Raw genomic sequence first — 14,517 nt, 5'->3', positions numbered from 1 at the left:
GTTGCACCAAGGCCAAGCAGAAAAAACCACACGTGGCATCGGCTCTAAGCCGCCCCCCAGCGGGGGGGCGGAGGCCAAGGGCGCGGATGCGCCCGCCCGGTGAGGAGCTACAAAACTTCGCTCACGGCGGCTCCGCAGCCTGCGCGGGGGCGCCGCAGTAGCGGCGGGTCGCGGTCGCTCCCGTTGCACAAAATAACAAAGCACAAATCAAAAATAAGCCGCCCCCGGAACGGGGGCGGAGGCCAAGCGCGCGGAGCGCGCGCCCGGTGAGGGTCAAAAAAAGATAATAATACGAAATCCGAATGATCCATTCGGATTTCGTATTATTATGCCCCAGGATTCCATGCAAAAGACCATCAGCATTCGCGGCGCCCGGGAGCACAATCTGCGGGGCGTCGACCTCGACATCCCGCGCGACAAGCTGGTGGTGATCACCGGCCTGTCGGGCTCGGGCAAGTCCTCGCTGGCCTTCGACACCATCTACGCCGAGGGCCAGCGGCGCTATGTCGAGAGCCTGTCGGCCTATGCCCGCCAGTTCCTCGAGCTGATGCAGAAGCCGGACGTCGAATCCATCGAGGGCCTGTCGCCGGCCATTTCGATCGAGCAGAAGACGACGTCGCGCAATCCGCGCTCGACGGTGGGCACGGTGACCGAGATCTACGACTATTTGCGGCTTTTGTTCGCCCGCATCGGCGTGCCCTATTCGCCGGCCACCGGGCTGCCCATCGAGAGCCAGACGGTGTCGCAGATGGTCGACCGCATCGCCGAGCTTCCGGAAGGCACGCGGCTCTATCTGCTGGCCCCCATCGTGCGCGGCCGCAAGGGCGAATACCGCAAGGAAATGGCGGCCCTCCAAAAGCGCGGCTTTCAGCGCCTCAAGGTCGACGGCGAACACTACGAAATCGCCGACGTGCCGGCGCTGGACAAAAAATTCAAGCACCATATCGAAGTCGTGGTCGACCGCCTGGTGGTGCGCGACGGCATGGCCCAGCGACTGGCCGACAGCATCGAGACGGCGCTCGGCGAAAGCGACGGCCTGCTGGTGGCGGAAGACGCCGACAGCGGCGAGCGCACTATGTTTTCGGCCAAATTCGCCTGCCCCGTGTCGGGCTTCACCATAGAAGAGATCGAGCCCCGCCTCTTTTCCTTCAACAACCCCTTCGGCGCCTGCCCCAGCTGCGACGGCCTGGGCACGCGCATGTACTTCGACGCCGACCTGGTGGTGCCGGACGAGCGCCTGGCGCTGAACAGCGCCATCGCACCTTGGTCGCGCTCGTCCTCGCAATACTACGTCCAGGCGCTGGACAGCCTGGCGGCGCATTTCGGCGCCAGACCCAGCACGCCCTGGGAGGAATTGCCCGAGGAAGCACAGCGCGGCATCTTGCAGGGCAGCGGCGACGAGCCGGTGACCATGACCTACAACGACGGCAACCGCAGCTATTCCACCTTCAAGCCCTTCGAGGGCGTCATTCCCAACCTGGCGCGGCGCTGGCGCGACACCGATTCCTCGTGGCTACGCGAGGAATTGAGCCGCTACCAGAGCACGGCGCCCTGCGAGGCCTGCAATGGCGACCGCCTCAAGCCCGAGGCCCTGGCCGTCAAGATCGCCGGCCTGCACGTCAGCCAGGTGACGGAAATGTCGGTGGCGGCGGTGCACGAGTGGTTTCTCGAACTGCCTGGGCAGCTCGGCGCCAAACAGCTCGAGATCGCCGAACGCATCCTCAAGGAGATCAACGAACGCCTCGGGTTCCTGGTCAAGGTGGGTCTCGAGTACCTGACGCTGAGCCGCCGTTCGGGCACGCTTTCGGGCGGCGAGAGCCAGCGCATTCGGCTGGCCTCGCAGATCGGCTCGGGCCTCACCGGCGTGCTCTACGTGCTCGACGAGCCTTCGATCGGGCTGCATCAGCGCGACAATGCGCGGCTGTTGGAGACCCTCAAGCGGCTGCGCGATTTGGGAAATTCCGTACTGGTGGTGGAGCACGACGAGGAAGCCGTGCTGCATGCCGATCACGTCATCGACATGGGACCGGCGGCCGGCATCCACGGCGGCAACGTGGTGGCCCAGGGCACGCCCAAGCAGATCATGGCGACGCCGGCCAGCCTGACCGGCCAGTACCTCACCGGCGCCCGCCAGGTGCCGCTGCCGGCGCTGCGCCGCGAGGGCCACCCGGGGCAGACGCTCAGCGTCGTGGACGCCACGGAAAACAACCTCGCCAACTTGACCCTGACGCTGCCGCTGGGCGTTTTTTGCTGCGTCACCGGGGTTTCGGGCAGCGGCAAGTCGACGCTGATCATCGAGACGCTCTATAAAGCCGTGACCCGGCGCCTCAACGCCAGCCGCGTCCATCCCGGCAAGCACAAGGCCATCGAGGGCCTGGAATACCTCGACAAGATCGTCGACATCGACCAGTCGCCCATCGGCCGCACACCGCGCTCCAACCCGGCCACCTATGCCGGCGCCTTCACACCGATCCGCGACTGGTTCTCCAATCTCCCCGAATCGGGGGCCCGGGGCTACAAGCCCGGACGCTTTTCCTTCAACGTCAAGGGCGGCCGCTGCGAGGCCTGCCAGGGCGACGGCCTGATCAAGATCGAGATGCATTTCCTGCCCGATGTCTACGTCCAGTGCGACGTCTGCAAGGGCCGACGCTACAATCGAGAGACACTAGAAATCTCATTCAAAAACAAATCGATCGCCGATGTTCTTGATATGACAGTCGAGGAAGGAGTGGAATTCTTTTCGGCCGTGCCGACAATCCGCGACAAGCTCGCCACGCTGGCCCGGGTGGGCCTGGGCTACATCCACCTGGGGCAGCCCGCGACGACGCTTTCGGGCGGCGAGGCGCAGCGCGTCAAGCTGGCCAAGGAGCTTTCGCGGCGCGCCACCGGCCAGACTCTTTATATCCTCGACGAGCCCACCACGGGGCTGCATTTCGAGGACGTACGCCGCCTCCTCAAGGTGCTGCACGCGCTGGTCGATGCCGGCAACACGGTGGTCGTCATCGAGCATAACCTGGAAATCATCAAGACGGCGGACTGGGTCGTCGATCTCGGCCCCGAGGGCGGCGACGGCGGCGGCAAGATCGTCGCCCAGGGCACCCCGGAACAGGTGGCGCGGGCGAAAAAGTCCTATACCGGGCAGTACCTCAAGGAATACCTGGCCCGCGCCAAACGGGCCGAGGCCGGCGGCTCGGTCACGCCGATTCGTTTGGAGCCCGGCCGGCCGACAGTCAGGGCGGCCAAACGCAAGTCGGCCAAACCCAAAGTCGCCAACAACGGCAGGCGCAAACGCAAACGGGCTTGATTCGCCCCTAACTCCCCGTCTTGACCGCCGTCCAGTAGTCGTTGTTGAGCCGGCCGATGAAGATGTCGTGGTAGGACCCCAGGCACTGGCGCAGCGAGCCATAGCTGGCGATCGTCAGGTCCTGGCAGCGCTTGAGGGTTTGGCGCGCCAGATCGGCACCCGGGGGGATGCTCTCTCCCATGGTTTTGGCCCAGACACCGGCGCGGCGGGCTTCGCTCGTGCGGCCCAGCGGCGGCAGCGCGTTGACCAGGCGGTTCAAGACCGCGCTGGCGGCCACGTGGCTCTCGCCCTGGGACCTGAGGCGGGCCGCCGCCAGGCGCACAGCGGGCCGGTGGCGACGGCGATGTCCTGCGCCGACTGGGGCTGCTTGTCGCCGGGCACGGGCTCGGGTACCAGCGAGACGTTGGCACCGACGATCACGGCCACATCGGCGATGCCTCGGTCGTGAAGATAGGCGCCTGTCAGCGACATCTTGACGGCGGAATGGCCTCGCGCGGCGGTGATGCTAAGCGCCTCGGCGGGCAACTCCATGGTGTCGCCCTGGCGTAGCCGGGCCGTGACGCGGATGCCCTCGCCGCCCTGGGCCAGATAGCGTTGACCGGCGACCGGCGAAGAGCGCCACTCCTGCAGGCAGATGGCGGTGAATTCGGCGCTGCATTCGCCGGCCTGGCAGCTTAGCGGCACGGCTTCGTTGGCGGCCACCAGAGCCAGGATCTGCGGTGCAGCGGCGGCCGGCAAGCCCAAGGCCACCAGCCCGGCAGCGCACAACGCGGTTGCAAGTAGTCTGGCCATGACGAACTTCCCTTCGCGACGGTGCAGATAATTATCATTCCACGACGGCCTCGCAGCGTCAATTGTAGTCCTGGACAGGGCCCGGCATTCGACCTATGCCAGGGCCATGAGCGCGCCTGCACCCGTACACGTCATCGGCGGCGGCCTGGCCGGCAGCGAGGCGGCCTGGGCGCTGGCCCGGGCCGGCGTGCCGGCGGTGCTGCACGAGATGCGCCCGGAACGCGGCACCGGGGCCCACGTCACGGCCGGGCTGGCGGAACTGGTCTGTTCAAACTCGCTGCGCTCCGACGATCATGAGAACAACGCCGTCGGCCTCCTGCACGAGGAATTGCGCCGCACGGGCTCGCTGATCATGCAGGCCGCCGACGGCTGCCGGGTGCCGGCCGGCGGCGCTTTGGCGGTCGACCGCGAGGGCTTCTCGGCGGCCGTCGAGGCGGCGCTGGCAGCCGAGCCGCTGGTCGAGATCGCCCGCGGCGAGGTGACCGATCTCGCGCCCGCCGCCGCCGACTGGTCCTCGGTCATCGTGGCCAGCGGGCCGCTGACCTCGGACGCCCTGGCCGACGCCATCGCCGAGCTCACGGGCCAGCGTGCGCTGGCTTTTTTCGACGCCATCTCGCCCATTGTTCACCGCCATAGCATCGATTTCGACAAGGCCTGGTTTCAATCGCGCTACGACAAGGCCAGCGGTCCCGAAAGTAACGGCCGGGACTATCTCAATTGCGCGCTCAGCCATGCCCAATACGAAACCTTCATCGCCGCGCTGCTGACCGCCGAGCGCGCGGATTTCCACGAATTCGAGAAGGGAACACCCTATTTCGAGGGCTGCCTGCCGATCGAGGTGATGGCCGAACGGGGATCCGAGACGCCACGCTTCGGTCCCCTCAAGCCGGTGGGGCTGACCAACCCCCACAACCCGGACCGCCCCCATGCCGTGGTCCAGTTGCGCCAGGACAATGCGCTGGGCACGCTTTACAACATGGTCGGATTCCAGACCAAGCTGAAGCACGGCGAACAGGTCCGCGTCTTCCGCCTGATCCCGGGGCTGGAAGGCGCCGAGTTCGCCCGCCTGGGCGGCGTTCATCGCAACACGTTTATCCAGAGTCCCCGGCTTCTAGACCAGGAATTGCGGCTAAAAAGTGAGCCCAGGCTCCGCTTTGCCGGCCAGATCACAGGCGTCGAGGGCTACGTCGAGAGCGCCGCCATGGGTCTGCTGGCCGGACGTTTTGCGGCCGCCGAGCGGCTCGGCCGGCCTACCTCTCCGCCACCCCCGACAACGGCTCTCGGCGCCCTTTTGGGCCACATTACGGGCGGTGCCGAGAGCGCCAACTTTCAGCCCATGAACGTCAATTTCGGGCTCTTTCCGCCGCTCGCCGAAAAGCTCGGCAAGAAGCAGCGCAAACCGGCCCAAGCGCGGCGCGCCTTGGCCGACCTCGACGATTGGCTCAAGATGCAACCCCTGTTTAACCCCCTGGCCCGGAGCGCCTCATGACAACCCTCGCCGACCTCGCCTGGCTCGACGGCCTGGCCCTCGCCGACCTGGTGCGTGCGAAAAAAATATCGCCGCTGGAACTGGTCGATGCCACCATCGCCCGCATCGAAGCCCTGAACCCGACCCTCAATGCCGTGATCCGGCCGATGTACGACGAGGCCCGGGCCGAGGCCCAAAAACCCTTGGGCGCCAGGCCCTTCGCCGGGGTGCCGTTCCTGCTCAAGGACCTGATGGCCGAGTACGGCGGCGTGCCCATGGCCGAGGGCAGCAACTACCTCAAGGGCCGCTACACGTCGCCGAAGGACAGCGAACTGGTGGTGCGCCAGAGAGCGGCGGGACTGATCATCGTGGCCAAGACCAATACGCCGGAGTTCGGTTTGCTGCCGACCACCGAACCCACGGCCTTCGGCGCCAGCTGCAATCCCTGGGATACCAGCCGCACGACGGCCGGCTCGAGCGGCGGCTCGGCGGCGGCGGTGGCGGCCGGCATCGTGCCCATGGCGCATGCCAACGACGGCGGCGGCTCGATCCGCATGCCGGCCTCCTGTTGCGGCCTTTTCGGCCTGAAGCCGACGCGGGCGCGCAACACCTTGGGACCGGACTACGGCGAGGCCAGCTGCGGCCTGGCCGCCGAGCACGCCGTGACGCGAAGCGTGCGCGACAGCGCGGCCCTGCTCGACGCCACTTCGGGTCCGATGGTGGGAGATCCCTACTACCCGCCCCCCCCGAACGCCCCTACCTGGAAGAGGTCGACAGCGATCCCGGGCGCTTGCGTATCGCCCTCAACACCAGGCCGCTGACGGGCGCCGAAGTGCATGCCGATTGCGCCAAAGCCGCCGAGCAAACGGCGCTGCTCTGTGCCGAGCTCGGCCACGAGGTCGTCGAGGCGGCGCCAGAAATCGACGGCATGCGCATGGTCAGGCGCTTCGGCGATGCCTGGACCGGCTTTCTCGGTTGGGTCGTCGACGACTGGGCACGGCGGCTCGATCTCACACCCAAGGAAGAGGATTTCGAACCCGCCACCTGGGCCACCTACCTGCACGCCCGCGAGCAAACCACAGCCGAGTATCTGATGGCGGTCCAGGACCTGCATGCCCTGAGCCGCGACGTGGCCCGCTTCTTCGCCGATTTCGACGCCATGATCACACCGACGCAGACCGTGCCGCCGGTGCCGCTGGGCTACTTCGCCTACACTCCCGACGATCCCCGGGATTACGTCACGCGCCTTTGCCAGTACACCGGCTTCACGCTGATGTGCAACGTCACCGGCCAGCCGGCCATGTGTCGCTGCCGCTGCATTGGAACGACCAGGGATTGCCCATCGGTGTGCATGTAGTCGGCCGCTACGGCGACGAGGCAACGCTTTTCCGCATCGCCGGCCAGCTCGAGGCGGCCCGGCCCTGGGCCGACCGGCGCCCACCGGTTTGCGTGGAGGCGTAGGTTGCTATTGCACTTTGGGTTTCTATATCCCTTGTTCGTACAGCCCGACCGGGTCCGCATTCAATCAACGAGGTAGACACCGCATGGCCTTCGAACTCCCTGCCCTGCCCTTCGCGGCAGACGCACTGGCACCCCACATTTCGGCGGAAACGCTGGGTTTCCACCATGGCAAACACCACAACACCTACGTCACCAACCTGAACAACCTGACCAAGGATTCGGCCCTGGCCGAAGCCTCGCTGGAAGACGTCATCCGCGGCAGCGCCGGCGACGCCGCCAAGGCCGGGCTCTTCAACAACGCCGCCCAGGTCTGGAACCACACCTTCTACTGGAACAGCATGAAGCCGGGCGGCGGCGGCAGTCCCTCGGGCGCCGTGGCCAGCGCCATCGATGCCGCCTTCGGCAGCTACGACAAGTTCGCCGAGGAGATCGCCACGGCCGCCGCCACCCAGTTCGGCTCGGGCTGGGCCTGGCTGGTCTCCGATGGGGGCGCGCTGAAGGTGGTCAAGACGGCCAACGCCGAAACCCCGATCACCAGCGGCCAGACGCCGCTGATCACCATCGACGTCTGGGAACACGCCTATTACCTGGACTTCCAGAACCGCCGGCCGGACTACGTCAAGGCGTTCCTGGATCATTTGGTGAACTGGGACTTCGCGGCGGAAAACCTGGCCAACGCCTGACCCCCGGGGGAGCGGGTGGCCAGGCGATTTCCCCAAACTTCCCTCAATAGCGGCCCAGCTTGGCCCTGACGTAGAAACGCGTCAGGTCCCAAGCCGCCGGCCGCCGCAGGTCGAGGGCAAAGGGATCGAAGCCGGCCCGGGCCAGGCGCCGGGCGTAGCCTTCGGCCAACACGCCGCACATCAGCACCGGCAGGGCCGCCCTCGGGGTGCCGGAGCGCAATGATCGGGCCTCCGAGAGGCAGCGGCGGGCTTCTTCGCAAAGCGCCTTGGCGGCCGGTGCCAAGCGACTTCGCCTTTCGGCGGCCTCGAACGGCAGGTTGCGCAGCACCCCCAGCAACGCCCAGGCCCGGGCCACGGCCCGGCCGGCCGGCAAATCCCCGTCACAGCCCAGAAGCTCCAGCAAGAGACCGTTGAGATTGCCGGCCGTGGCATCGGCCCGGGCCAGCAGCGCCGGCAGGTCGGCCGGTGGCTGGGAATCGAGCTCGGCCGCCCTTCCCTCGATCAGCGCCGACAGGCGCTGGAACGAGAGGCGGTCTTCGGCCATCAGTCCGGCCAGTGCCGTGGCCAGGGGATGGCCGGCCGCTGGGCCGCCGTCCGGCGTGGCGGCCAGGCAATCGCGCCACCACTGCAGGCGGATTTCGCCCAGCAGGGGCTCCTGCAGGCGCTGGGCCGCCGCCAGCTCGATGTTGAAGGCGAGAACCGCATGGAATCCCGGGCGCAACGCCGCCGGCGCCAGATGGCCGCAGAGATAGCGTTCGTAATCGCGCCTGCGCACCTCGTCGTCGATTTGCCGCAAAACATCGGACATCGGCCGAGCATGCCCGAGAACGCCGACCGGCAGAAGCCCGCGGCTCTTGTTTCGGCCCGGTCGCCACCGGATACTGGCGCTCCTTGGAGCGATCAGCGGAGGTGGCTGCGATGAACCATGATCCCCAGACCGAATTGCAGGCCCAGGCCCGTGAGCTGCTGGGCCGTGAGTTGAGCCCAGACGAGATCGCCACCGCCGGTATCCGTTTTCCCACCATGCTGCGCTGCCTGCGCTTGCTGCGCGAGTGGTCGCAGCGGCAGAGCGGCACTGCCATGGCGCCGATCTTTCGCGTTCCCACCGGGGCCGGTCGCGGTGACTGAGATCGGCCGCGCCTACAGCAGCATCGGCGACCTGGCGCCAGGCATCGCCAGCGGCGAGATCTCGCCCGTCGATTTGACCCAGGCCACCCTGGACCGCATCGCCCGGCACAACGAGACGCTCAGCGCCTTTATTACGGTAATGGCGGAAAGCGCCCTATTCGAGGCCGACCGGGCCCAGCGCCAGATCGCCGCCGGGCTTTATCTGGGCCCCTTGCACGGCATTCCGCTGGCGGCCCAAGGATCTCTACGCCACGAAGGGCGTGCGCACGACGTTGGGCTCGCTGATCCATGCCGACTGGGTGCCGGACCACGACGCCGCGGCGGTGGAAAAGCTGCGCGCCGCCGGTGCCGTCATCGTCGGCAAGACGAATTTACACGAGCTGGCCTATGGCACGACCAGCGGTAATGCGCATTTCGGGGCCGTGCGCAACGCCTTCGACCCGGCCTGCCATGCCGGCGGATCGAGCGGCGGCTCGGCCACGGCGGTGGCCGGCGGCCTGGCCTTCGGGGCGCTGGGCAGCGACACCGGTGCCTCGATCCGCCAACCGGCGGCATGCTGCGGCATCGTCGGCCTCAAGCCGACCTTCGGCCTGGTCAGCAAGTTCGGTGCCCTGCCGCTTAGCTGGACCATGGACCACGTCGGGCCGATGAGCCGCACGGTGGCCGATGCGGCGGCCCTGCTGCAGGTCCTGGCGGGCTTTGATTCCCGCGACGAATGCAGTGTCGAGCGGCCGGTGCCCGACTACAGCAAAGGGCTGGAGCGCGGTGCCGATGGCACCCGCATCGGCCTGGTGCGGGATTTTTTCTTCGCCGATTGCGAGCCCGAAGTGAGCGCCGCCGTCGAGGCCGCGGCGGCGCTCTTCGAAAGCCTGGGCGCCAATGTCGCGGAAACCACGATCCCCGACCTCGAGGTCTCCTTCGCCGCCGGCACCATCATCATGGGCAGCGAGGGTGCGGCGCTGCACGGCGCCGATCTGCGGCAACGGCCCGAGCTCTTTAGCGACGAGCTGCGCGGCGGCTTCATGGTCGGCAGCCTTTATCCGGCGGCCGACTACGTCCAGGCCCAGCGCTTTCGCCAGGGCTTCGCCGCGGACGTCGAGAACCTGTTCGCCGACTTCGATGCCCTGATCATGCCGACCGTGCCGGTGGCGGCAACACCCATCGACGACACGCCGCCCGAGCACGGACCGCTACGCAATCGCAACACGGTTCCCTTCAACCTCTCCGGACACCCGGCCCTTTCGCTACCCTGTGGTTTTACCGCCCAGGGCCTGCCCATCGGCTTGCAGATCGTCGGCCGGGCCTTCGGCGAGGCGGAGCCGCTGGCGGTCGCCGCGGCCTATGAGGGAGCAACCGACTGGCACCAACGGCACCCGGAGCTTTAGAGTAGGTCAAGTTCAATAGGTATGGCCGAGCCACCGGCCCAGGAAATCCCCATGTCCGAGCGCAAACTTCGCCCCCGCCGCAGCCTGATCTTCGCCCCCGGCATCAAGCCCGAGATGTTCGCCAAGGCCTGCAAGAGCGGCGCCGACATCGTCTGCCTCGACCTCGAAGACGCTATCGCGCCGGACCAGAAGGACGCGGCCCGGGCGCGCACGTTCGAATTGTTCGCGGATCTCGGCGACATGGACCGGGTCGAGCCCATGGTGCGCATCAACAGCCCGCGCGAGCCCGCCGGCCTCAGCGACCTGCTGGCCATCATCGAGAGCCCGTCGCCGCCCCGGGCATTGATGTTGCCGAAAGTGAAATCGGCCGAGGAAGTGAAGCTCTTGGACGAGCTGTTGGCGCCGCACCACCCCCAGATCCGCTTCCACGTCATCATCGAAACCAACGAGGGCCTGGCGGTCTGCCGCGACATCGCCAGATCCAGCGAACGTATCGATTCGCTGTTGTTCGGCGGTGTCGACATGTCGGCCGAGTTGCGCGTCGAGGGCCAGTGGCAGCCACTGCTTTATGCCCGCCAGCGCCTGGTCCATGCCGCCGCCGGGGCCAGCCTCGACCTCATCGACGTGCCCTGGCTCGACCTCGACGATGCCGAGGGCCTGGCCGGCGAGGCGGCGGCCAGCCGGGCGTTGGGCTTTACCGGCAAGGCCTCCATCCACCCCAAGCAGATCGCTACGATTAACGACTGCTTCAGCCCCGACGCGGAAGCCGTGGAGCGCGCCCGGCGCATCGTCAAGGCCTTCGAAGAAGCCGACGGCGGCCTGGTGGTGATCGACGGCAAACTGATCGAAAAGCCGGTGCTGAGATCGATGTACCGCATCCTGGCGGTGGCTGAGGCGACTTCCGAATGAACCAACAACCAACGGAGCCCAGCGTGGAACTCGAACACATATCCATCGAACGCGACGGTCGCATCGCCATCGTGCGTTTCGACCGTGGCGACGGCATCAACGCCTTGTCGCACCGACTGATGCGCAACATCGGCGCCGCCGCCAGAAGCCTCGACGAGGACACCGAACTCTCGGCCATCGTGCTGACCGGCAGGCCCGAGGTCTTCAGCATGGGATTTGATCTCAAGGACCCCGAGAGCGAGGAGATGCGCGAGGCCGGGCTGGCCACCTGGCGGCGCGCAGCCCAGGCGGGACCGCGCATGTGCCGCGCCTGGGAGGAGCTTGAACCGGTCACCATCGCCGCCGTCGAGGGCTGGTGCATCGGCGGCGGCGTGGTCCTGGCGACGGCCTGCGACCACCGCGTGCTGGGCCAAAAGGGCACCATGTACGTGCCCGAGATCGAGCGCGGCATGAACATGTCGTGGGGCTCGCTGCCCCGTTTCGCGGCCCTCATGGGCCCTTCGCGGACCAAGCGCTTCGTCATCATGGCGCAGAAGCTGCGGGGCGAGATGGCGCGCGATTGGGGCCTGGTCGACGAGGTGACGGCGGACGGGCAGACCTTGGCGAAAGCGCTGGAGATGGCCCAGGTCATCGCCGCCATGCCGCCGGTGCAGGTGCGCATGTGCAAGCAGGGCATCAACGCCGCCACGGCGGCGCTGGACCGCGCCGTCAGTGTCATGGATTTGGACCAGGGGTTGCTCACCCGCCACTCGGCCGACTTCGCCGAAGGGGTCAATTCGTTCCTCGAAAAGCGGCCGCCGAAATTTACCGGTGGCTGAACGGGAGCAGCTTCATGGACCAGGAAGCCATCAATCGGGCGGCGGAGCTTTTTCGCGACAACCGCCTCAAGCCCATACCGCTCGCGGCATTGCCCGACGATTGCCGGCCGGGGAGCGAATCGGATGCCTATCGCATCCAGGAGGCCCTGGCGCCGCTGCTGACGGCGGCCGGCATGGGGCCGGTGGCGGGCTACAAGATCGGCTGCACGACGCCGGTCATGCAGGCGTATCTCGAGATCGACCACCCCTGTGCCGGCCACATCTTCGGCCACACCGTGGGCCTGGGCGAGGACAGCTTTCCCCACGCCCGCTTCCACCACGTCGGCGTCGAATGCGAACTGGCGGTAAATTTGGTCACCGACCTGCCCGCCGCCAACGCGCCCTACGACCGCCAGATGGTGGCGGCTGCCGTGGGCGGCATCATGGCGGCCATCGAGGTGGTCGACGACCGCTATGCCGACTTCCGCGCCCTCGATGCCCCCAGCCTGGTGGCCGACGACTTTTTCGGCGCCGGCTGCGTACTGGGCAGCGCCCATCCGCTGGCCGGCCTCGATCCGGCGGCCCTCGAAGGCAGCATGGCGATCAACGGCGAGGTGGTGGGCACAGGGCTCGGCCGCGACATCCTGGGTCATCCCCTGGAGGCCCTGGTGTGGCTCGCCAACGCCCGCGCCGAGCGCGGCCGGAGTCTGCGGGCCGGGGATTTCGTGCTGCTCGGCAGCCTGGTCGAAACCAAATGGGTGGCGGTCGGTGACGTGGTTGAGATCGATATCCAGGGGTTGGGAACGGCCACGGCTCGGTTTCCGGGATAGAGTTGGCAACGAGGAGGATTGCGTTTGCCTGAAGATAGAGAGACCCGGCTTTGGGCATTGCGCCGCGAGATCGAGTTGGGCCGTCAGAGTGGCGATCCCGTCAATTTCGGCGGAGAAGCAATCAAACGCCGAGCGCGAGCCAGGAAGGCACAACGGGAATTATTCCTACTGCGTCATAAAATGGATTGACCGGTCCTGGCTCTCTGGATTTTCCGGTTGCAGCAGGGACACCATTGGACTGTACCCCTGATGTGAGACAGGGAAATTAGGGACAAGTTGCGCTTGGAGGCATGACTGGCCGTACGGCCAGCCATGCCTGCGGTTCTGCCGCCTGGGGCTGGAACACTGGCGGGCCGCGGGTTGAGATGGAGTGGTGGCTCACCCTGCTGATCATCTTCGCGGCCCTGATGGTGCTGCTGGCCATCGGTCTGCCCGTGGCCTTCGCCTTTCTCTCCATCAACGTGGTGGGTGCCTTTCTGTTGTGGAACGGCGCCGCCGAACTGACGCAACTGACACTTTCGGTGATGGCCTCGGTAACGCACTTCACCATCCTGCCGGTGCCGCTCTTTATTTTGATGGGCGAGATCAAGTTCCGCTCCGGCATCGCCGCCAAGCAGATGGACGTACTGGACAGCTGGATGGGCCGCATTCCCGGCCGCCTCAGCCTGATGGCGGTGGGCGGCGGCACCATGTTCGCCACACTGACCGGCTCGGCCATGGCCGGCACCGCCATGCTGGGCAAGATCCTGGTGCCCGACATGGAGGCACGGGGCTACAAAAAGCCCATGACGCTGGGCCCCATCCTGGGCTCGGGTGGCCTGGCCATCATGATCCCGCCCTCGGCGCTGGGCGTGCTGCTGGCCGCCATCGGCAATTTTTCGGTGGGCGGCTTTCTTATGGGCATCGTCATTCCCGGCTTGTTGATGGCCGTCCTTTACACCGCCTACATCATGATCCGCTGCAGCCTGCAGCCCGAACTGGCACCCGTCTACCAGACCGGCGACAAACAGCTCTGGCCCAAGATCCGCGACACCTTGAAATACGTCTTCCCCCTGGCCGCCATCGTCTTTCTGGTTATCGGGCTGATCCTCATGGGCGTCGCCACACCAACCGAATCGGCGGCGCTGGGAACCATCGGAGCCTTCGTCCTGGCGGCGCTTTATCGCGGCCTCACTTGGGACATCGCCAAGGAGGCGCTGCTGTCGACGCTGACCACCACGGTCATGATGTTCATGATCCTGACCGGCTCGACGGCCTTTTCGCAGCTCCTGGCCTTCTCAGGCGCCTCGGCCGGGTTGCTCGAGTTCGCCACCTCGTTCGACGTCGCCCCCATCGTCGTGGTCGTCATGATGCAGATCGTGCTGCTAGCGCTAGTGGTCCGATTCTAACGGATGGTGCCCATCCGGTAGAATCGAAAGGCCACTAGATTCTTAAGTATCGTGGTGCGCAAGACACCAAACAGAAGGTCTCTTCTGTTTGGTTCGCACCACTACCCCAACTTCGCCACCAAGTCCTGGGCACGCAGATGCGTATAGCGGAGCAAAACCACCGGGTTCTTGTGCCCCGAGATCAAGGCAACCTCTGGCACGGACAGGCCCAGCTCGAAGAAGCGTGACACCGCCTCATGCCGCAGGTCATGGAACCTCAGACCTACAATCCCAGCCCGCTTGATCATCCGGTCCCAGGCCATCCTGACAGCCACTGGAGAGATCGGGAATATGCAGTCGTCGGTCAGGGGCAGGGTTTGTAGGATTGTTGCG

Annotated in this window: 13 protein-coding genes and 1 pseudogene; 10 read left to right on the top strand and 4 right to left on the bottom strand. The window is 66.5% G+C overall.

Annotated features, from left to right (window positions below; all coding sequences use genetic code 11):
* The first annotated feature begins 343 nt into the window (after positions 1-343).
* Positions 344-3,304: an excinuclease ABC subunit UvrA gene (uvrA, locus tag QGG75_17245; GenBank protein ID MDP6068976.1), complete on the top strand. Its 2,961-nt coding sequence runs from the start codon at positions 344-346 to the stop codon at positions 3,302-3,304.
* A gap of 7 nt (positions 3,305-3,311) precedes the next feature.
* Here the strand turns inward: uvrA and QGG75_17240 are convergent, their stop codons facing one another.
* A complete protein-coding gene (locus QGG75_17240; protein ID MDP6068975.1) occupies positions 3,312-3,581 on the bottom strand; it encodes a hypothetical protein in 270 nt (89 codons plus the stop codon).
* Positions 3,560-4,096: a hypothetical protein gene (locus tag QGG75_17235; GenBank protein ID MDP6068974.1), complete on the bottom strand. Its 537-nt coding sequence runs from the start codon at positions 4,094-4,096 to the stop codon at positions 3,560-3,562. Before QGG75_17235 ends, QGG75_17240 begins: the two co-directional genes overlap by 22 nt.
* Positions 4,097-4,202: 106 nt before the next feature.
* On the opposite strand from QGG75_17235, the gene trmFO reads away from it, so the two are divergent.
* From trmFO to QGG75_17220, 3 genes and pseudogenes are all read left to right on the top strand, one after another.
* On the top strand, positions 4,203-5,585 hold the full coding sequence (gene trmFO, locus QGG75_17230) for a methylenetetrahydrofolate--tRNA-(uracil(54)-C(5))-methyltransferase (FADH(2)-oxidizing) TrmFO (protein ID MDP6068973.1): 1,383 nt from the start codon (positions 4,203-4,205) through the stop codon (positions 5,583-5,585).
* Positions 5,582-7,025 (top strand): annotated as a pseudogene (locus QGG75_17225) (amidase family protein). Before trmFO ends, QGG75_17225 begins: the two are co-directional and overlap by 4 nt.
* Before the next feature lie 83 nt (positions 7,026-7,108).
* Positions 7,109-7,708: a superoxide dismutase gene (locus QGG75_17220; GenBank protein MDP6068972.1), complete on the top strand. Its 600-nt coding sequence runs from the start codon at positions 7,109-7,111 to the stop codon at positions 7,706-7,708.
* A 43-nt stretch (positions 7,709-7,751) separates the two neighbouring features.
* Here the strand turns inward: QGG75_17220 and QGG75_17215 are convergent, their stop codons facing one another.
* Positions 7,752-8,516: a squalene/phytoene synthase family protein gene (locus QGG75_17215; protein MDP6068971.1), complete on the bottom strand. Its 765-nt coding sequence runs from the start codon at positions 8,514-8,516 to the stop codon at positions 7,752-7,754.
* 110 nt (positions 8,517-8,626) lie between these two features.
* Between QGG75_17215 and QGG75_17210 the strand changes: the two genes are divergently transcribed.
* The 6 genes from QGG75_17210 to QGG75_17185 all read left to right on the top strand — a co-directional run bounded on the left by QGG75_17210 (position 8,627) and on the right by QGG75_17185 (position 14,145).
* Positions 8,627-8,836 carry a hypothetical protein gene (locus QGG75_17210; protein ID MDP6068970.1) on the top strand — a complete coding sequence of 70 codons (210 nt, stop codon included), beginning with the start codon at positions 8,627-8,629 and terminating at the stop codon, positions 8,834-8,836.
* A gap of 200 nt (positions 8,837-9,036) precedes the next feature.
* On the top strand, positions 9,037-10,221 hold the full coding sequence (locus QGG75_17205) for an amidase (GenBank protein ID MDP6068969.1): 1,185 nt from the start codon (positions 9,037-9,039) through the stop codon (positions 10,219-10,221).
* 51 nt (positions 10,222-10,272) lie between these two features.
* A complete protein-coding gene (locus QGG75_17200; protein MDP6068968.1) occupies positions 10,273-11,130 on the top strand; it encodes a CoA ester lyase in 858 nt (285 codons plus the stop codon).
* Complete coding sequence (locus QGG75_17195) at positions 11,127-11,948, top strand: enoyl-CoA hydratase/isomerase family protein (protein MDP6068967.1); 822 nt, start codon at positions 11,127-11,129, stop codon at positions 11,946-11,948. Before QGG75_17200 ends, QGG75_17195 begins: the two co-directional genes overlap by 4 nt.
* A gap of 14 nt (positions 11,949-11,962) precedes the next feature.
* Entirely contained in the window at positions 11,963-12,757 is a 795-nt protein-coding gene (locus QGG75_17190; protein ID MDP6068966.1) for a fumarylacetoacetate hydrolase family protein, read from the top strand.
* Between the two features lie 290 nt (positions 12,758-13,047).
* The gene (locus QGG75_17185) at positions 13,048-14,145 is read left to right on the top strand and encodes a TRAP transporter large permease subunit (GenBank protein ID MDP6068965.1); all 1,098 of its coding nucleotides are present in this window, start codon (positions 13,048-13,050) and stop codon (positions 14,143-14,145) included.
* A gap of 101 nt (positions 14,146-14,246) precedes the next feature.
* On the opposite strand, the gene QGG75_17180 is transcribed toward QGG75_17185, so the two are convergent.
* The coding region (locus QGG75_17180; GenBank protein MDP6068964.1) for a tyrosine-type recombinase/integrase at positions 14,247-14,517 on the bottom strand (271 nt) is incomplete at its 5' end.

It is taken from the genome of Alphaproteobacteria bacterium (genome assembly GCA_030740435.1).
Lineage (GTDB): Bacteria > Pseudomonadota > Alphaproteobacteria > UBA2966 > UBA2966.
This window is presented reverse-complemented; position numbering and strand designations above follow the sequence as displayed.

Coding starts and splice junctions, on each gene's coding strand:
- trmFO (MDP6068973.1), top strand. CDS start 4,203: ATGAGCGCGCCTGCACCCGTACACGTCATCGGCGGCGGCCTGGCCGGC.
- QGG75_17185 (MDP6068965.1), top strand. CDS start 13,048: ATGACTGGCCGTACGGCCAGCCATGCCTGCGGTTCTGCCGCCTGGGGC.
- QGG75_17190 (MDP6068966.1), top strand. CDS start 11,963: ATGGACCAGGAAGCCATCAATCGGGCGGCGGAGCTTTTTCGCGACAAC.
- QGG75_17195 (MDP6068967.1), top strand. CDS start 11,127: ATGAACCAACAACCAACGGAGCCCAGCGTGGAACTCGAACACATATCC.
- QGG75_17220 (MDP6068972.1), top strand. CDS start 7,109: ATGGCCTTCGAACTCCCTGCCCTGCCCTTCGCGGCAGACGCACTGGCA.
- uvrA (MDP6068976.1), top strand. CDS start 344: ATGCAAAAGACCATCAGCATTCGCGGCGCCCGGGAGCACAATCTGCGG.
- QGG75_17200 (MDP6068968.1), top strand. CDS start 10,273: ATGTCCGAGCGCAAACTTCGCCCCCGCCGCAGCCTGATCTTCGCCCCC.
- QGG75_17215 (MDP6068971.1), bottom strand. CDS start 8,516: ATGTCCGATGTTTTGCGGCAAATCGACGACGAGGTGCGCAGGCGCGAT.
- QGG75_17235 (MDP6068974.1), bottom strand. CDS start 4,096: ATGGCCAGACTACTTGCAACCGCGTTGTGCGCTGCCGGGCTGGTGGCC.
- QGG75_17210 (MDP6068970.1), top strand. CDS start 8,627: ATGAACCATGATCCCCAGACCGAATTGCAGGCCCAGGCCCGTGAGCTG.